The sequence below is a fragment of the Sulfitobacter sp. 1A15258 genome (assembly GCF_043557045.1).
Taxonomy (GTDB): Bacteria; Pseudomonadota; Alphaproteobacteria; order Rhodobacterales; family Rhodobacteraceae; genus Sulfitobacter; species Sulfitobacter faviae.
This window is the reverse complement of record NZ_JBIFFK010000003.1, coordinates 213,107-231,229: the sequence shown is the minus strand read 5'-3', so window position 1 is coordinate 231,229 and position 18,123 is coordinate 213,107. Positions and strand designations below refer to the sequence as shown.

16 protein-coding genes and 1 tRNA gene are annotated in these 18,123 nt (G+C 63.2%); 5 read left to right on the top strand and 12 right to left on the bottom strand.

The window, feature by feature from the left end; genetic code table 11:
* Nucleotides 1-37: 37 nt before the first annotated feature.
* The 4 genes from ACGYK9_RS08425 to msrA all read left to right on the top strand — a co-directional run bounded on the left by ACGYK9_RS08425 (nucleotide 38) and on the right by msrA (nucleotide 2,410).
* Nucleotides 38-325: an HU family DNA-binding protein gene (locus tag ACGYK9_RS08425; RefSeq protein WP_007118569.1), complete on the top strand. Its 288-nt coding sequence runs from the start codon at nucleotides 38-40 to the stop codon at nucleotides 323-325.
* Between the two features lie 180 nt (nucleotides 326-505).
* A complete protein-coding gene (locus ACGYK9_RS08420) occupies nucleotides 506-1,375 on the top strand; it encodes a DMT family transporter (RefSeq protein WP_394409471.1) in 870 nt (289 codons plus the stop codon).
* 79 nt (nucleotides 1,376-1,454) lie between these two features.
* The gene (msrB, locus tag ACGYK9_RS08415; protein ID WP_067263849.1) at nucleotides 1,455-1,904 is read left to right on the top strand and encodes a peptide-methionine (R)-S-oxide reductase MsrB; all 450 of its coding nucleotides are present in this window, start codon (nucleotides 1,455-1,457) and stop codon (nucleotides 1,902-1,904) included.
* Nucleotides 1,901-2,410 (top strand): peptide-methionine (S)-S-oxide reductase MsrA, encoded by a 510-nt coding sequence (msrA, locus tag ACGYK9_RS08410; RefSeq protein ID WP_168612444.1) that lies wholly within the window; start codon nucleotides 1,901-1,903, stop codon nucleotides 2,408-2,410. Before msrB ends, msrA begins: the two co-directional genes overlap by 4 nt.
* A 28-nt stretch (nucleotides 2,411-2,438) precedes the next feature.
* Here msrA and ACGYK9_RS08405 read toward each other — a convergent pair whose 3' ends face one another.
* The 9 genes from ACGYK9_RS08405 to ACGYK9_RS08365 form a co-directional block, all read right to left on the bottom strand.
* Nucleotides 2,439-4,445: a hydantoinase/oxoprolinase N-terminal domain-containing protein gene (locus ACGYK9_RS08405; RefSeq protein WP_394409468.1), complete on the bottom strand. Its 2,007-nt coding sequence runs from the start codon at nucleotides 4,443-4,445 to the stop codon at nucleotides 2,439-2,441.
* A gap of 11 nt (nucleotides 4,446-4,456) precedes the next feature.
* Entirely contained in the window at nucleotides 4,457-5,521 is a 1,065-nt protein-coding gene (gene queG / locus ACGYK9_RS08400; protein WP_394409465.1) for a tRNA epoxyqueuosine(34) reductase QueG, read from the bottom strand.
* The gene (locus ACGYK9_RS08395; protein ID WP_067263858.1) at nucleotides 5,521-6,189 is read right to left on the bottom strand and encodes a glutathione S-transferase family protein; all 669 of its coding nucleotides are present in this window, start codon (nucleotides 6,187-6,189) and stop codon (nucleotides 5,521-5,523) included. The genes queG and ACGYK9_RS08395 overlap by 1 nt, the downstream gene beginning before the upstream one ends.
* 58 nt (nucleotides 6,190-6,247) lie before the next feature.
* The gene (gene mtgA, locus ACGYK9_RS08390; protein ID WP_168612441.1) at nucleotides 6,248-6,976 is read right to left on the bottom strand and encodes a monofunctional biosynthetic peptidoglycan transglycosylase; all 729 of its coding nucleotides are present in this window, start codon (nucleotides 6,974-6,976) and stop codon (nucleotides 6,248-6,250) included.
* Between the two features lie 7 nt (nucleotides 6,977-6,983).
* Nucleotides 6,984-7,688: an SGNH/GDSL hydrolase family protein gene (locus ACGYK9_RS08385; protein WP_394409462.1), complete on the bottom strand. Its 705-nt coding sequence runs from the start codon at nucleotides 7,686-7,688 to the stop codon at nucleotides 6,984-6,986.
* A gap of 120 nt (nucleotides 7,689-7,808) precedes the next feature.
* Nucleotides 7,809-12,341 carry a glutamate synthase large subunit gene (gene gltB, locus ACGYK9_RS08380; protein WP_394409459.1) on the bottom strand — a complete coding sequence of 1,511 codons (4,533 nt, stop codon included), beginning with the start codon at nucleotides 12,339-12,341 and terminating at the stop codon, nucleotides 7,809-7,811.
* A 164-nt stretch (nucleotides 12,342-12,505) separates the two neighbouring features.
* Nucleotides 12,506-13,939 carry an NAD(P)-dependent oxidoreductase gene (locus tag ACGYK9_RS08375; RefSeq protein WP_394409456.1) on the bottom strand — a complete coding sequence of 478 codons (1,434 nt, stop codon included), beginning with the start codon at nucleotides 13,937-13,939 and terminating at the stop codon, nucleotides 12,506-12,508.
* 159 nt (nucleotides 13,940-14,098) lie between these two features.
* Nucleotides 14,099-14,905 (bottom strand): undecaprenyl-diphosphate phosphatase, encoded by an 807-nt coding sequence (locus ACGYK9_RS08370; RefSeq protein ID WP_271688732.1) that lies wholly within the window; start codon nucleotides 14,903-14,905, stop codon nucleotides 14,099-14,101.
* Entirely contained in the window at nucleotides 14,905-15,891 is a 987-nt protein-coding gene (locus ACGYK9_RS08365; protein ID WP_394409453.1) for a complex I NDUFA9 subunit family protein, read from the bottom strand. The genes ACGYK9_RS08370 and ACGYK9_RS08365 overlap by 1 nt, the downstream gene beginning before the upstream one ends.
* Nucleotides 15,892-16,059: 168 nt before the next feature.
* Between ACGYK9_RS08365 and ACGYK9_RS08360 the strand changes: the two genes are divergently transcribed.
* Nucleotides 16,060-16,145: transfer RNA gene (locus ACGYK9_RS08360), tRNA-Leu, on the top strand.
* 95 nt (nucleotides 16,146-16,240) lie between these two features.
* Here ACGYK9_RS08360 and ACGYK9_RS08355 read toward each other — a convergent pair.
* The 3 genes from ACGYK9_RS08355 to ACGYK9_RS08345 all read right to left on the bottom strand — a co-directional run bounded on the left by ACGYK9_RS08355 (nucleotide 16,241) and on the right by ACGYK9_RS08345 (nucleotide 18,091).
* Nucleotides 16,241-16,636 carry a PleD family two-component system response regulator gene (locus tag ACGYK9_RS08355; RefSeq protein ID WP_394409450.1) on the bottom strand — a complete coding sequence of 132 codons (396 nt, stop codon included), beginning with the start codon at nucleotides 16,634-16,636 and terminating at the stop codon, nucleotides 16,241-16,243.
* Nucleotides 16,637-16,710: 74 nt separating this feature from the next.
* Nucleotides 16,711-16,890, bottom strand: coding sequence for a hypothetical protein (locus ACGYK9_RS08350; RefSeq protein WP_067265753.1), 180 nt, complete (start codon nucleotides 16,888-16,890; stop codon nucleotides 16,711-16,713).
* 118 nt (nucleotides 16,891-17,008) lie between these two features.
* Nucleotides 17,009-18,091 (bottom strand): NAD(P)/FAD-dependent oxidoreductase, encoded by a 1,083-nt coding sequence (locus tag ACGYK9_RS08345; protein WP_394409447.1) that lies wholly within the window; start codon nucleotides 18,089-18,091, stop codon nucleotides 17,009-17,011.
* Nucleotides 18,092-18,123: the final 32 nt, after the last annotated feature.

The following is an 18,123-nucleotide window of genomic DNA, read 5'->3' as shown; positions in this document are numbered from 1 at the left end:
TGAGGCCCTAAAAAGCGGGCAGTCTAAGGAGAATAAAATGGCAAAACCGATGACCAAGACCCAGCTCGTTGCTGCTCTGGCAGAAGAGATGGACACCGACAAGAAATCCGCAGGCGCAGCGCTCGACGCCGTTTGCAACCTGATCACCCGTGAAGTGTCCGCCGGCGGTGCCGTGACCCTGCCGGGCGTGGGCAAAATCTATTGCCGTGAGCGCCCCGAGCGGATGGTCCGCAACCCCGCCACTGGCGAACAGTTCAAGAAAGACGCCGACAAAGTGGTCAAGATGACCATCGCGAAGGCGCTGAAGGACAGCGTGAACGAGTAAGCCTTGGGCTGAGCGTTTACGAAAGGGTCGTCTTCGGACGGCCCTTTTTAGTTGTAGGATTGATGGAGGGCCACCGCCTACGGCCTGTTTCCGGACCGGGTGGCATATCCCACCAAACCCACCTTGCCCTCCCCCTACAAACCCGCCATTCCTTAGCAAGTTCAGCACAGGGGGCATTTCATGGACATCCGCGCAATTCTCATGGGCCTGGCCTTTGCCGTGATGTGGTCCTCGGCCTTCACCTCAGCCCGCATCATCGTGATGGACGCCTCTCCCCTGCTGGCCCTTTCCCTGCGCTACCTGATCTCGGGCCTGATCGGCGTCGGCGCCGCGCTGGCCTTGGGGCAAAGCTGGCGCCTCACCCCCGCGCAATGGCGGGCCACGATCATCTTCGGCGTGCTGCAAAACGCGGTCTACCTCGGCCTTAACTTCATCGCCATGCAGACCATCGAGGCGTCCCTCGCCGCGATCATCGCCTCGACCATGCCGCTGCTCGTCGGCTTCGCCGCTTGGGCCTTCTTGGGTGAAAAACTGCGCCCTCTGGGCATCGCGGGGCTGTTCGCCGGTGTCATCGGCGTCGCCATCATCATGGGCGCGCGCCTTGGCGGGCAAGTAGACCTCTACGGCCTCATCCTTTGCGCCATCGGCGTTGTGGCCCTCACCGCCGCCACTTTGCTGGTGCGCGGCGCGACCTCGGGCGGCAACTTCCTGATGGTCGTGGGCCTGCAAATGCTCGTCGGCTGCGTCGCCCTCTCCATCGCCACCGCGCTGTTCGAAACGCCCCGGATCGACCCCAGCCTGCGCCTGACGCTTGCCTTCGCCTATACCTGCCTCGTGCCCGGCTTGGCCGCCACTGTGGTCTGGTTCTGGCTGGTCAACCGCATCGGCGCCACAAGGGCGGCGACCTTTCACTTCCTCAACCCCTTCTTCGGCGTGGCCATCGCAGCGCTGCTGCTGGGCGAAACGCTGGGGCCGCGCGACATCCTTGGCGTCGCGATCATCGCGGGCGGCATCCTCGCCGTCCAAGTCTCGCGCCAGCGCAGGGCATAACGCCAGTGTGAGGCGCACCCCCTTTGAATTTCACCGCCACACCCCATCTAATAGGCCAAGCCCATGAATGGAGGACGCCATGCCGCAATACGAAAAAACCAATGCCGCGATTGACGCGCTGAGCCCCGAAGAATTCCACGTCACCCAACGCAGCGGCACCGAACGCCCCGGCACCGGCAAATACCTCGACAATAAGGAACCGGGCATCTACGTCGACATCGTTTCGGGCGAGCCGCTCTTTGCCTCTTCGGACAAATACGAAAGCGGCTGCGGCTGGCCGAGCTTCACCAAACCGATCGAGCCTGCCTACGTCGAAGAGTTGGAAGACGCCTCGCTCGGCATGGTCCGCACGGAAGTGCGCAGCAAACACGGCGACAGCCACCTCGGCCACGTCTTCCCCGATGGCCCGCCCGACCGGGGCGGGCTGCGCTATTGCATCAATTCCGCCTCCCTGCGCTTCATCCACCGTGACGACATGGAAGCCGAAGGCTATGGCGAATATCTCAACCAAGTGGAGAATGTGACATGACAACCGAACGCGCAGTATTGGCCGGGGGCTGTTTCTGGGGCATGCAGGACCTGATCCGCCGCCGCCCCGGCGTGGTCTCGACCCGCGTCGGCTATACCGGCGGCGACGTGCCCAACGCGACCTACCGCAACCACGGCACCCATGCCGAAGGGATCGAGATCATATTCGACCCCGCCAAGACCTCTTACCGCGAGCTGCTGGAATTCTTCTTTCAGATCCACGACCCGACCACGGTGAACCGTCAGGGTAACGACATCGGGATGAGCTACCGTTCGGCGATCTACTATGTGAACGACGAACAGAAAGCCGTGGCCGAAGACACCATCGCCGATGTCGAAGCCTCGGGCCTCTGGCCCGGCAAAGTTGTGACCGAGGTTGAGCCGGTGGGCGATTTCTGGGAGGCCGAGCCCGAGCATCAGGACTATCTTGAGCGGCTGCCCAACGGCTACACCTGCCACTTCCCGCGCGCCGATTGGGTCCTGCCCAAACGCGACGCCGCAGAATAAATCGCAGCCCCCGGCCCCGCGCCGGGGGTTAGCCCACCGCCACCCGCGGGCGACCCGAGGCTTCAACGGTCAGCGCGGCCTCGACGAAAACCTCCCGCCCCTCGACATCCGCCAGCCGGATATCCCGCGTGACATGGCATTCAATCTCCGCCGCCCCAGCTGCTCGCGCGCGGGCGCGGGCGGCTTCGGTCAAAGCGCGCTCCGCTTGGGACAAAGCGCATTTAGCGGTCGGGAAATCCTGCGGGCCATTAGCGAGGTGGAGGCGAAACACCCCCTCTTGCGGAACGGTGATGGTCGCGCTTTCGCGCATGGTGACCCGGCCCACCACCGCGCCGATGGCGTTGGCGACATGGGCGTATTTGGGCAAGATCATCTCACTGCCCAGCCTTTTGCCCACTGGCGGGTAGTAGGTCGCCGCCGAGGCGCCCAATCCCACGACAGGTAAGTTCAGCCCCGCATCGATCCGCAGCACGCCACGATGTCCCGACAGGCCGCGCTGCATCAGCACATGGCGCGCCAAGACCTCTGGCGGCAGGTCGAAACCGGGGGTTTCCTCGGCGAATGCAGTCTCTAACAGGGCCAAAGTCGTCTGTTCGGTCAAACGGTCGAGGATGATCTGGGCGAGGTCATCAGGATCGGGGCAGAACCGCAGCCCCGAACCGCCGCGCTTGCGCCCGAACAGGGTCAGCGCCTTGCGCGCGGCATCGGCATCCCATGCACAAAGATGCCCCGCCACATGGCTCGCATCCGTGGGCGTCACCCCTGCCAGTTGCACCAACCCGCGTGCGACCAACCGCGCCAAAGCGCTTTGATCGACCCGATTGCGCAGCACATCCCCCAACGGCCAGACATCGCCGCCGATCCGCTCCAACAGCGCCCTGTCGCGCGGGGCCAGACCTTCGGCCCCCTGCCCCTCTACGGCACGGACAAAGCGGCCGTCATGCTCTGCCACCACGCTGCGGCGCAGCTGCGCGTCTAAGGCGTTATGCACCACCTCCGGCGCGTCGACCGCGATGAGAGAGATCGGCAGCAGCCGCTTCGGCCCAAGAGTCACGCCCGCGGTTAGACCCTGAGACGTGAAATGCACCTCGCTGTCACCGCCCAGCCCGTGGGTACGCATCGCGACCGCCTCGACCATGGTTCGATAGGGACCGACCTGCGCGCCTGCCAGGTCAATCGCCGGGCGACCGTCGCGCAATAGGGCCACATCGGTCGTCGTGCCGCCGATATCCGACACCAGCGCCGTCTCTGCCCCGGTCAACCACCGCGCGCCCACCAGCGACGCCGCAGGGCCGCTGAGGATGGTCTCGATCGGCCGTTCGCGGGCCTGTGCGCTCGACATCAGGGCGCCATCGCCGCGCACCACCATCAACGGCGCGTGGATGCCCAGATGGCGCAATTGATCCTCTGCGCGGCCAATCAGCCGGTCGATCATGCCGATCAGTCGCGCGTTCAACAGCGCCGTAAGCGCCCGTTTCGGCCCGTTCAGCTTGGCCGAGAGACCGTTAGAGGCCGAGACGGGGCGCCCCGTGACCTCTGCCACCAGTTCTGCGACCCGCTGCTCATGCGCGGGGTTGCGCGTGGCAAATTGGCTGGCCACTGCAAAGCCGCTGACCTCGGCCTTCTGCGTCTCTAAAAAAGCGATCAGGGCCGGTTCGTCCAGCGGCGCCGCCTCTGCCCCCGCGTGATCATGCCCGCCGGAGAGCAGCAGACAAGGGTCGCCCCGCAACGCCTCCGATAGCCCATGCGCTTCAAGATCCGCCGCCCGAAACCCGACATAGATCAAGGCGACGCGCCCGCCCTGCCCCTCGACCAGCGCATTGGTCGCCAGCGTGGTAGAGAGGGAGGCCATGGCGATCTCTTCCGCCGCCACGCCGGATTGGGCCAAAACCGCGCTGACCGCCTTGCCCACGCCCACGGCCAGATCGGCACGGGTCGTCAGCGCCTTGGCGGTGGCGATCACCTCGGTCTCATCGCGGATCAGCACCGCATCCGTATAGGTGCCGCCCGTGTCGACGCCCAATAACACCGCCATGGGCGTGCCTCCTATGCCAAACGCGCTGCCGCCCAACGCGCGGCCTCGGCCACGGTCGGGTCAGCGTCTTCGGTCAGAGATTGCGCCACGGGGCGCAGCCGCGCCAGCCCGGAATTGCCGATGGCATAAAGCACGTTGCGCACGAAACGATCCCGCCCGATCCGTTTGATCGGAGATCCGGAATAGCGTGTGCGGAAAGCGCTATCGTCAAGGCCCGCAAGCTCGGCCAGATCGGCGGGCTGCACCGCCGGACCGTGATAGCGCATATCGCTGGCCGCCACGGCGAACTTGTTCCACGGGCAAGCGGCAAGGCAGTCGTCACAGCCATAAATCCGATTGCCCATCTTCTCGCGCAGGTCCAGATCGACCGGCCCTTTATGTTCGATCGTCAGATAGGAGATGCAGCGCCGTGCGTCGAGTTGATAGGGCGCGGGGAAAGCATCCGTGGGGCAAGCCTCAAGACAGGCGCGGCAAGAGCCGCAGTGGTCCACCTCCCGGGCGTCGGGCGGCAGATCGAGCGTGGTGAAAACAGAGCCTAAAAAGGCCCAATTGCCGAACTTCCGGCTAAGCAGGTTGGTGTGTTTGCCCTGCCAACCGAGCCCCGCGGCCTGCGCGAGCGCCTTTTCGGGCACCGGGGCGGTATCGACGAAGACCTTCACCTCTGGGTCCAGCGCGCGCGCCTCCTCCATCAGCCACCGCGCCAGCCGCTTCAGCCGTTTCTTGACGATATCGTGGTAATCGCGCCCCTGTGCGTAGACCGAAATCCCGCCCTTGTCGGGATGCGCCAACACCGCGCGGGGGTCATGTTCGGGGGTGTAGCTTTCGGCCAGCATGATGACGGACCGCGCCTCGGGCCAGAGGGCGGCAGGGTTGCCGCGCCAATGCATCCGCTCTTCCATCCAGCCCATCTGCCCGTGAAACCCGGCCTCGACAAAACGGGCGAGCCGTTCGGGCACTTCGGGCACGTCTTGGGGGCGGCAAATGCGGCAGGCGACAAAGCCTTCCTCAAGCGCCCGGGCCACCACCCGCGCCTTCAGAGCCTCCGGCCCGATCTCGGCGCGGGGGGCGGCAGGCATCAGAAGTCGAGGTTGTTGTAATGCAGCGGAGGCGGGAAGCCCGGCAGTTGATCGGCGAGGATAGACCGGAAGGCCGGGCGCGATTTGATCTTGGCGTACCAATCCTTGACCACGTCCGACCGGTTCCAATCCACGTCCGAGATATAGTCGAGCGAGGACAGATGCGCGGCGGCGGCGAAATCGGCCAGCGTCATCACGTCGCCCGCCAGCCAGCGGCGGTGATCCAGCAGCCACGCCATGTAGTCGAGGTGATATTTGATCGCCTTGGCCCCGGCCTTGACGTTCTTGCTGTCGGGGTAGCCCTGTTTGGTGACCTTCTTGTTGACCCGCTCATACAGCAGTTTCGAGGTCACCTCGTCGTGGAACTTGTCGTCGAACCAACTGACCAAACGCCGCACTTCCAAACGCTGCACCGGGTCGCTGGGCAGCAAGGACGCCTCGGGGCGGGTCTCTTCGATATATTCACAGATCGCGGCGCTTTCCGCCATCATGATCCCGTCGAGCCGCAGCACCGGCACCTTCCCCGCCGGGTTGCGGCGCAGGAAATCGGGGTCTTGTTCCCAATAGCGCTCCTCGACCAGTTCCACCTCGATCTTCTTCTCCCCAAGGCTAAGCCGCACCTTGCGGCAGAAGGGGGACAAGGGAACGTGAAACAAGCGAGCCGTCATATAAAGTCCGTGTGGTTAAAAGGATTGCACTCTTCCATGCCTGCTGGCGGAGGGATTTTCAACTCTCGAAACAGGCGGCGCGACCGTCCGCGCGGATGGTCGCCGCCCCGTCCATGATCTGCGCCGTGCGCTTGCGGGTAAAGTCACCGGGGCGCGAGGCGGAACGCTCTTTTGGGTCGGGCAGGATCGCGGCAAGGCGGGCGGCTTGGGTGGCGCTTAGGTCTGCCGCCGCGACGCCAAAGTAATGCGGCGCCGCCGCACCAACGCCAAAGACACCTTCGTCAAACTCGGCCACATTCAGATAGACCTCGATGATCCGCCGCTTGGGCCAGAGGGTTTCGACCAGCGGGGTCATCCCGGCTTCAAGCGCTTTGCGCAGCCACGACCGGCCATGCCAGAGGTAGACGTTCTTGACCGTCTGCTGGCTGATCGTCGACGCCCCGCGGGCCGACCCGTTTTCGATGGCGGTCCGGATCGCCTGCATGTCAAAGCCCCAATGATTGCAGAAATTCGCATCCTCCGCCGCCACGGCGGCGCGGGCCATCACGGGGGCGATCTGTTCCAACGGCACCCAGTCCCGCTGCACCCCGCCCAAACGGCGCGATTCCGAGAACATGTAGAAACCCGTGGGCGGATTGACGAAGCGAAACAGCAGCACCAACAGCACCGCCAAGAGAAAGGCCAGCGCCAAGGCGCGCAAGGCCCAACGGCGCGCGCGTTTCTTGAGCGAGGGGCTGCTCTTGCTCGATTTTTTACCCTTGGGGGCGGTCTTTTTCCGTGTCGCCATGGATCAGCTATAGGCCGTCTGCGGGATTTTGTGAACGGCTCTCACGCGCGGTGATCTCTTGGGCGAGGTAGGCCCCGATCCGGGCAGAGCCTCGGGCCGAGGGGTGCACGTTGTCGCGAGCGAAGAGGTCGCGATCCCCCCGGTCGATCACATCTTCGGAATCGACGAAATGGACCCCGGGGCGGTTCGCGGCGAAGCGCGCGATGCGGGATTCGATTTCGACCAGATCATCACGGCAGCCCGCGAAGGCGCCCGAACCGGAGCCTGCGTAATAGCCCATCCACATGACCTGCGCGCCGGTCTGGGCGCGCAGGCGTTGCAGAAAGGCAGGGATGCTGCCGCTTTGACCATCCGGCGCGATCAGCCCATCGACAGCGGCTCCGCAGGCGCCACAGCCGCAATCGGCGTTCAGGTCATTCGCGCCGCCATTGACCACCACCCAGTTCCAGCGCCCGCCGGGGAACTGTTGCTGGATGTCAAAGCCGACGGCAGAGGCTACGGTCGAGGCATTGACGAACTGAGCGCCCGGTACGGCGCGGCTGGTGACGTTGCGGCCGGTTTGATTTGCAATGACATCGGGGATGGCGCGGGCCCCGTTCCACGCCATGATGGAATCGCCCAAGACGAGGATGTCACCCCCGCCGCGCGGGGCGGTGTCGGTGCAAGCGGCAAGGCCGGTGACTAGGGCGAGGGCGACTAGGATTTTATGCATGGAGTCCTCCGATGCGGAGGAAGTAGCGCATCCCGTTCCGTCTACCACCCCGGCCCGGAAGCAAGCCGAAGGCGCCGGGCCATTGCCTCCCCGCGCGACCGAAGCCGCGCGGGGGATAACTTACTCCGCCGGAACCGCGGTTTCTTCCACGCTGAGCGGCGCGGGCAGATGCACCAACATCTCCTTCGGGCAGACCTGCAAGAAGTTGTGCTTCTCGGTCTCCCAATGCTGAAGGATATGGGCGGCCTTGCGGCTCTTGGTCTCGGCGACATGGCGTTCCAGCAGACCGTGCAACTGATCGAGCCAATGATCGACGGTGACCGGGCAAGTCACGATGGTCTCGGCGTTCATCAACTTGTGGGCCGAGCCTTCGGGATCATAGAGATAGGCCATCCCCCCGGTCATCCCGGCAGCAAAGTTCGCGCCGATCTCACCAAGGATCACCGCCACACCGCCGGTCATATATTCACACCCGTTGCTGCCGCAGCCTTCGATCACCACATGCGCGCCCGAGTTGCGGACGGCAAAACGCTCGCCCGCCCGGCCCGCGGCAAAGAGATAGCCCGCCGTCGCACCATAAAGCACCGTGTTGCCGATGATCGTATTCTCCGACGCCACCACGGGGCTCGCCATCGAAGGCCGCACCACGATCGTGCCGCCCGACAGACCCTTGCCGACATAGTCATTGGCATCGCCCGAGACTTCGAGCTTGAGCCCCGGCGCCGCGAAGGCCCCCAGCGACTGCCCAGCCGAGCCGGTCAGCTTCACCGTCAGGTGGTCCGGTTGCAGCGAATTGCGCATCCCGAAGCGCTTGACGATATGGCTCGACACCCGCGTGCCGACGGTCCGATGGGTGTTTTGGACGGCATAGGACAGTTGCATCTTCTCACCGTCCTCAAGGAAGCGCGCGGCATCGCGGACGATCTGCGCGTCCAGCGTGTCGAGCACAACCTGACGCGGCTTGTCGCGGTCATAGACGTTCTCATTCGCGCCATCGACGGTGATCAACAGCGGGTTCAGGTCCAGATCATCAAGGTGCGCCGAGCCTCGGCTGACCTGCGTCAGCAGGTCCGCACGGCCGATGACCTCATCAAGGCTGCGCGCCCCGATGGAGGCGAGAATTTCCCGCACCTCCTGTGCGTAGAAGGTGATGAGGTTCACGACCTTATCCGCATTGCCGGTGAACTTGCCGCGCAGCGCTTCGTCCTGCGTGCAGACGCCGACGGGGCAGGTGTTGGACTGGCACTGGCGCACCATGATGCAGCCCATGGCGATGAGTGCGGCGGTGCCGATGCCATATTCCTCGGCCCCCATCATCGCCGCCATGACGATGTCGCGCCCGGTGCGCAGCCCGCCGTCGGTGCGCAGGGTCACCCGGTCGCGCAGGTTGTTCATCGACAGAACCTGATGCGCTTCGGTGAGGCCCATCTCCCACGGCAGACCCGCATATTTGATCGAGGTCGCAGGCGATGCCCCAGTGCCGCCGTTATGGCCCGAGATCAGGATGATGTCGGCCTTGGCCTTGGCCACGCCCGCCGCGATCGTGCCGACGCCGGAGCTTGCCACCAGCTTCACCGTCACCTTGCAGCGCGGGTTGATCTGTTTGAGGTCGTAGATCAGCTGCGCGAGGTCTTCGATCGAGTAGATGTCATGGTGCGGCGGCGGGGAGATCAGCGTCACCCCCTTGGTCGAATGGCGCAGCCGCGCGATCAGGTCGGTGACCTTCATGCCCGGAAGCTGGCCCCCCTCACCGGGCTTGGCGCCCTGTGCGACCTTGATTTCCAGCTCTTCGCACTGGTTGAGGTACTCTGCCGTCACGCCGAAACGGCCCGAGGCGACCTGTTTGATCTTGGCCGAGGGGTTGTCACCATTGGCCTCCGGCACGAAATGCGCCGGATCTTCGCCGCCCTCGCCGCTGTCAGACTTGGCGCCGATGCGGTTCATCGCCACGTTCAGCGTCTTATGCGCCTCGGGCGACAGCGCCCCCAGCGACATGCCCGGGGTCACGAAACGCTTGCGGATCGAAGTGATGCTCTCCACCTCCTCCAACGGCACCGGGTTGCCGCGCGGCTTGATGTCCAAGAGGTCGCGCAGATGGATCGGCGGATTGCTCTGCATCTTTTTCGAATACTGCTGCCACATCTGGTAGGACGCTTTGTTGCAGGCCATTTGCAGCATATGCATGCTGCTCGCCTCCCAAGCGTGTTTCTCACCCGAGCGGCGCAGCTTGTAGAAGCCACCGATGGGCATCACGACACCGTCGCCCTGCCAGCCCTTGGCGTGAACCTCTTCGGCCTTGCGCTGGATGCCGACGACACCGATGCCGGAGATGCGGCTGGTCATGCCGGGGAAGTATTCGGCACACATGGCGCGGGACAGGCCCACCGCCTCGAAGTTCAGACCGCCGCGATAGGACGAGATCACGGAAATCCCCATCTTCGCCATGATCTTGAGCAGACCTTGGTCAATCGCCTCACGGTATTTCTGCACCGCCTGCGTCAGGGTCATGTCCAGCAGCCCGCGTTCAATCCGGTCGGCGAGGGAATCCTCGGCCAGATAGGCGTTCACCACGGTCGCACCGCAGCCCACCAGCACGGCGAAGTAATGCGGATCGACACATTCGGCAGAGCGCACGTTGAGCGAGGTAAAGGTCCGCAGCCCCTTGCGCACGAGGTGGCTGTGCACCGCGCTGGTGGCAAGGATCATCGGCATCGCCACGTGGTCAGCACCGCTGTGCTGATCGGTCAGCACCAGATGCCCCGCGCCCGAGCGCACGGCGTCTTCCGCCTCGGCCCGGATGCGCGCCAGACCGGCGCTCAGATTGCCGTTGCCGGGCTCGAAGGTGCAGTCGATGGTGACGGTATGCACCTTGAACTGGGCCATCAGCTCATCGAACTGCGCATTGCCCACAAAGGGGCTGTCGAGCACGATGATCTCGGTCTGGGAGCTGTCTTCGTCGAGCACGTTCTTGAGGTTGCCGAACCGTGTCTTGAGGCTCATCACCCGGAATTCGCGCAAGGAGTCGATTGGCGGGTTGGTGACTTGGCTGAAGTTCTGGCGGAAGAAATGGCTCAGCGGGCGGTACTGGCCGCTAAGCACCGCCGAGGGCGTGTCGTCGCCCATCGAGGCCAGCGTTTCCTTGCCGTCTTCGGCCATCGGCGCGAGGATCTGTTCCAATTCTTCGATGGTATAGCCCGCGGCCACCTGACGGCGGCGCAACTCGGCGCCTTCGAACAGCGGTTTTTCGGTGACACCGGCAAGGACGCCATCCATCTCGGTGATCTTGCCGACCCATTCGCCGAAGGGCTGGTTGGCGGCTAGTTTGTCTTTGATTTCAGTATCATGGAAGAGTTTGCCCTCTGCCATATCCACCGCGATGATCTGGCCGGGGCCAAGCGCGCCCTTGGCCACGACGCGCGCCTCGTCCAGCGGCACCATCCCGGCTTCGGATCCGGCGATCAACATGCCGTCCGACGTCTCCACATAGCGCATTGGGCGCAGCCCGTTGCGGTCAAGCCCGGCGCAGACCCAGCGGCCATCGGTCATCGCCAAGGCGGCGGGACCATCCCAAGGTTCCATGACGGAGTTGCAATAGGAATACATGTCGCGCCATGCCTGCGGCAGTTCCACGGCCTGTTTGGACCAGGATTCCGGCACCAACATTGTCTTGGCCATCGGCGCGGAGCGGCCCGCGCGCACGAGCACTTCGAAGACCGAGTCGAGTGCCGCGGAGTCGCTGGAGCCGGAGGCCACGATCGGCTTGATGTCCTCGGCCATCTCGCCAAAGGTCGCGCTCGCCATGCGGATCTCATGGCTCTTCATCCAGTTCATATTGCCCTTGAGGGTGTTGATCTCACCATTATGGGCCAACATGCGGAAGGGCTGCGCCAGCCACCACTGCGGGAAAGTGTTGGTGGAATAGCGCTGGTGATAGATCGCGAAGGCGCTGATGAATTTGTCGTCTTTCAGGTCGGGATAGAACTCCGCCACCTGTTCGGCCAGCATCATGCCCTTGTAGATGATCGAACGGCAGGACATCGAAGCGATATACATCTGCGGCACCTGCGCCGCGATGGCGGCTTTCTCGATGCGGCGGCGGATCACGTAGAGCTCACGCTCAAAGGTCTCTTCATCCACGCCCTTGGCGTTGGAGATCAGGATCTGTTCAATCTCGGGCCGGGTCGCATTAGCCTTTTCACCCAGCACCGAGATGTCGACCGGCACATGCCGCCAGCCATAGATGTAGTAGCCCATGCGGAGCACTTCGGTCTCCACGATGGTTCGGCATGTCTCTTGCGCGGCGAAGTTGGTGCGCGGCAGGAAGACCTGACCGACGGCGATCAACTCGTCTTCGCGCGGGGTGTGGCCGGTGCGGCGGACTTGCTCATAGAAGAAGGGCACGGGGATCTGTACATGGATGCCCGCGCCGTCGCCGGTCATCCCATCTGCGTCGACCGCGCCGCGGTGCCAGATCGCCTTGAGGGCGTTGATCCCATTGACCACGACCTCGCGGGTCTTTTCGCCATTGATGTTGACCACAAGGCCCACGCCGCAGGAGGAATGCTCTTCCTCGAAACTATACATGCCCTTTTCGGCCATCATCGCGCGTTTGGCTTCTTCGCGGGCCACCCAGGCGTCATCATATTTGGTCATGGCTTGGTTCCTTCCACAAACGCCGCAAATCCTGCTTTGACTTGGGCCTTGGTTTTATTCTCGTGCGCTGCGGCAAAGGCAGGGCCGTCGGGCGTCACGTCTATTTCACTCTTGGTCTCGGGCAGCGCCGCAGGGCGCGGGGCGGCAGAGCCGCCCCGGTACCATCACTCCGCCGCGATGCGCTGCGCGCCGTTGAAATCGTCAAGGATCGCCTGCGCGCAGTCGCGCCCGTCCTTGATCGCCCAAACCACAAGGCTCGCCCCGCGCACGATGTCGCCCACGGCATAGACCCCGTCGAGCGCGGTCGCCCCGGTGACGTAATCGGCCTTGATCGTGCCCCAGCGGTTGACCGGCAGCTCCGGCTCGTTCCAAAGCGTCGGCAGGTCTTCGGGCTCAAAGCCGAGGGCCATAATCACCATGTCGGCTTCTTCGACATAGTCGGCGCCTTCGATCACCTCGGGCGACTGGCGGCCCGTCACGTCAGGCGCGCCGAGGCGCATCTTTTGCACCATCACGCCGGTCACCGGATCGCCGACGAAGCCCTTGGGCGCGCTCAGCCATTCAAAGATCACGCCTTCTTCTTCGGCGTTTTGCACTTCCCGCTGACTGCCCGGCATATTGGCCCGGTCGCGGCGGTAGAGGCATTTGACGCTTTCCGCACCCTGACGGATCGAGGTGCGCACGCAGTCCATCGCCGTGTCGCCGCCGCCGATCACAATGACTTTCTTGCCCGCGGCGTTCAGGCGGCCATTCTCGAACTCTTCAACCGAGTCGCCAAAGCTTTTGCGGTTGGAGGCGGTGAGGAAGTCGATCGCCCGCTCCACGCCGAAACCGCCCACACCGGGGGCTTCGATCTCACGGGTTTTGTAGACGCCGGTCGCGATGATCACGGCGTCATGCTTGCCCCGGATCGCGCCAAAGCTGATGTCGACACCGACATCGCAGTTCAACTCAAAGGTCACGCCACCTTCGGCCAACTGCGCATTGCGGCGCTCAACCACGTCTTTCTCAAGCTTGAAGCCGGGGATGCCATAGGTCAGCAAGCCGCCCGCCCGGTCGTAGCGGTCATAGATGGTGACCTGCACGCCCGCGCGGCGCAGCATATCCGCCGCCGCCAGACCGCCCGGGCCCGCGCCGATGATGCCGACACTTTCGGGCCGCTCTTCGCGCGGGGCGGCGGGTTTGACCCAGCCCTGCTCCCAAGCGGTGTCGGTGATGTATTTCTCGATCGAGCCGATGGTGACGGTGCCATGGCCCGACTGTTCGATCACGCAGTTGCCTTCGCAGAGGCGGTCCTGCGGGCAGATACGGCCACAGATCTCGGGGAAGGTGTTGGTGGCCTGGCTGATCTCATAGGCTTCTTGCAGACGCCCCTCGGCGGTCAGGCGCAGCCAGTCGGGGATGTTGTTGTGCAGGGGGCAATGGGTCTGGCAGTAGGGCACGCCGCATTGGCTACACCGGCTCGACTGCTCTGCCGCTTTGGTATCCGCATATTCGGCGTAAATTTCATCGAAATCCGTCCGGCGCAAATCGGGCGGGCGTTTTTCGGGCATATCCCGCGCAACGTCTGTAAATTTTAGCATGACCTGCTTCGCCATATACCCGTTCCTTCGACAAATTCCGTCAGAAGGCTCGTATACGAGAGCGCCGAAGTAAATAAAAGACAGCAATGCTGACCTATTTACCTCTTTCCGAGCAAATGAGCGGCTCGGCCATCATTTTTATGCATCATTTAAGGTCCGATGCGGACCTACCCACTAAAACCCAGCCCAAAGCGCGAGGATAACCACCCCGCCCACAAGGATTCGCCACCACCCGAAAAGCGCATAGCCATAGCGGCTGATGTAATCGAGCACCCAACGCACCACGAAAACGGCAGAGATAAAGGCCATGGCGAAGCCCACGGCAATCTCCCCCATGGCCGAGGCATCCAGCACATCCCGGTTCTTGTAGATGTCATAGGCGAAAGCGCCCGCCATCGTCGGCATCGACAGAAAGAAGGAGAATTCCGCCGCCGCCCGCTTACTGGCCCCCAGCAATAGGGCGCCAACGATCGTTGCCCCCGAACGTGAGGTGCCCGGCACCATGGCGAGGCATTGGATCACGCCGATCTTGAAGGCCATGGAGAGCGGGAATTTGGTCGCATCGGAATGGGTCGGCGCAGGGGCAATGCGGTCTACGACCAGCAAGACCACCCCGCCCAGTACCAACATGACGGCAATCAGCAGGGGCGTCTCGAAAAGGACCGTTTTGATGAAGTCATGCGCCAAAACGCCGATCACGACCGCAGGCAGAAAGGCCAGAAGCACCGACCAGATGAACCGCCGCGCCTGCGGATCATGCGGCGCGGCCGAAAAGACCGCCCAAAGCCGCGCGGAATAGACCGTGAGGATCGCCAGAACCGCGCCCAATTGGATCACGACCTCAAAGGTCCGTCCGGCGCTTTCGAAACCCAAGAAATGACCGGCCAACAAGAGATGCCCGGTCGAAGATACGGGGATGAACTCTGTCAGCCCCTCCAGCAAACCCAGAAAGGCGGCGATCAGAGTGGTCGATTGTTCCATTATCCCTGCCGCAGGTTACGTGCCGATGCTTTGATGGCGTCATATTGCCCCGAGGGCCGGAACCGCCAGAGATAGTCGGGGAGCACCGCATCCATCGCGGTTGGGGTGATGTCAAGCTCGGCAAAGCCGCGCGCGTCTTCCGCTACGACATTGTCCTTGCGCAGGTTCTTGACCTGATCGCGGGTCAGCATCTTGTTGGTGAACAGCCCAAAGGTAGCCGTCTGCACCATATCGAACCCGAAGGCGACGATCTTGGCGAGGAACCACGGCATGTTGAGTACCAAACGACGGCGGTGAATCACCTTGAGCATGCGCTGCATCAACCCGCGGAAAGTATCCACATCGGGACCGCCGAGTTCATAGACGCCCGAAGAGACCTGCCCCTCCAGTGCTTTTTCCGCCGCCTTGGCCACGTCATCGACGAACACCGGCTGGAACCGGGTCGAAGCCCCGGCGACCGGCAGGATCGGGCCGGTTCGGGTCATGCCTGCAAAACGGTTAAAGAATTCATCCTCTGGCCCGAACATGATCGAGGGTCGCAGGATCACGGCATGGGGCATATGTTTGAGAATGGCCGCCTCGCCCTCGCCTTTGGTCCGGGCATAGTCGCTCTCGGCTTCCATATCCGCGCCGATGGCAGAGACATGCACGAAATGGCCGATCCCCTCGGCGGCGGCCATGCGGGCGATACGCTCGGCCCCTTCGGATTGGACGGCGTCAAAGCTGTTCTTGCCGGTCTCGACCAGAATGCCAACGCAGTTCACCACCGCATCCGCGCCGCGCAGCGCGTCGGCCACGGAGCCATCGTTGCGGATGTTGCACAAAACAGGTTCGACCTGGCCGACCACACCATAGGTCCGCACAAAGAGCGCCTCGTTGGGATGGCGCACCGCCACCCGCACCCGCCAACCAGCTCTGGCCATGCGATACGCGATATAGCGTCCGACAAACCCCGAACCGCCATAAATCGTGACCAGCTTAGACATTCTGCCGCTCCTGTAGATAAATTCTCTGACAGGATGTACCCGCGCACCGCCCCTGTCACAAGGCCAAACCCCCGGTTGCAGCGCCTCGCGGGCAGGATTTTCCGATTTTCGCATAAATTGCGATTGACAGTCACCCGGCTGAGCCTTAGAGCACCCCACACGATACGTGCCCAGGTGGCGGAATGGTAGACGCGCTAGCTTCAGGTGCTAGTACTGGCAACGGTGTGGAGGTTCGAGTCCTCTCCTGGGCACCATATTCCCCGACAGATGATTGACTAAAGGTCAGGCCTTAAACGGCCCCGACGCACCATCCCTTCGGGGCGCTGCGACCCGCCGGTCACGCACGGCCCTATTGGACGCGGACACCCGCATTTTGCAGGCAAAGCTGTAGCCGCGCAGCAAGCTCGGCCAAGCTGAAAGGCTTTTTCAAACAATCGCTTGCCCCCACCGCCAAAGCGCGGCGCAGCAGATCGGCGTCTTTCCGGGTGGAGATCATGACGACCGGGATGCCCCGATAGAACGGCAGGCCCCTGACATGGCTACAGAACTCAAGCCCATCCATCGCGGGCATCATGAAATCAGTGATGATCACATCCGTCGCGATCCGCTTCTGCGCCAGCGCGACCAGAGCTTGGGCGGGGCAGCCATAGTCCGCCACGCACGAAAACCCGACCTCGGCGAGGGACGCTTGGATGAACTGTCGCGCGATTTCAGAATCGTCGATAACGATAGCATTCCAGTTCATCACGCCCCGCCTTACACTTTAATCACGCCCCAAGGGCCACCCTAGTGGTGCGGGACTTAATATGACGTGAATGCTTAAATGCGTTTGCCGACGAACATCGCCGAGTCGGAACGCACGCAGGCGATCTCACCCCTTTGCCAGATAAGCTCCCCCTGTGCGGTCGCGTATTTGCCCATGCTGACGCAGGCGGTGATCGGGGTGATTTCGCTAACGGCTTGGGCGGCGTCGAAACTGTTGCTGAACTGAATGGACATGGCTTGTGCTCCTGAGTTGACTTGTCTCAACCTTCACACATCTCGCCGCGCAATGCCTGCTGGCGTCGGGATAAGCGCCCTATTCTTAGGTATAGAGCGCCCCTCCCTCGGGCTGCGGCTAATGCCTGTTCAGCAGCTTTTGGTACTTCGATACAAAGAGATGCGCGCCCTTCATCTTTTGCGTCACCCAATCGCCGGCGGTGAAGAGCATCAAAAAGCTATTGCCGCGCACCGGTCCCAAGGGCAGCAGAATCGGCGCCTCCGCCCCCCAAGGGCGATAGGTTTTCATATCCGCCAGCTTGCGGCCCGTGATCAGCCCGGTGAGGGTCTTTCTCAGCCATGGCAACTGCCGGCTGACCGCGACGATGGTCATATTGTCGCCGGGGTCCGCCACGTCACCTGCGGCAAAGACATTGGGCAGGGATGAGGGGCGCAGATAGCCGTCGGTCTTCATCCGCTCGGCGGCGGTAACCTCGGCCCCCGGCAGGTTCTTCAACAATTCTGACGCAGCACGCGCGCCCAAGACGGGGAAGATCAGATCGAATGCCCGCTCCGCCCCGCCGTCGAGGGTGAGGCTGCCCGCATGTGGCTCTGTCATGGAGGCGAGCCCTTCGGCCTTCTTGCCAAGGATCAGCTCCACCCCGGCGCGCTTCAGCTTCCTGCTCAGCGAGGCGCCGAGGCTGTCGGGTTTTCCGGCAAAAAGCTTGTCGTCTTTGGTGATCAGGGTGATCTCTTTGTCGGGCATGGCATGGGCGATCTCACCGGCAAGCTCGACCCCGACAGCGCCCGCGCCGATGATGCCTACGGTCTTAGCCGCCAGAAGTTTTTCACGCGTCTCTTGGTTCGCGGCCCGCAGCCCGTCGATATCTGCGCCCTTGGGCTTGAACGGCGTCGCATAGTCCGAGCCGGTGGCGACGACGATGTAATCCGCCTCGACCCGCGTGCCGTCCTCCAGCGTGACACCCTCGCCATCGACAGCAGTCGCCCGCGCCGCGACGACGCGGCCCCGTTTCAGCAACCGGTCATAGGGGATCAGCGATTCCTCGACCAAACTGGGCTGCACCACGGCGCGGATCATCGCGGAGGCATGGACGAAATGACTGCGCGGCTCGATCAAGGTCACCTCGGCGATCTGGTCCATCGCCTTGGCCAGTTCGGCCCCCAGATAGCCGCCCCCTACGATTGCGATACGCTTGCCCATCGGTGCCTCTCCTTTTGATCGGTTTCGCCTGC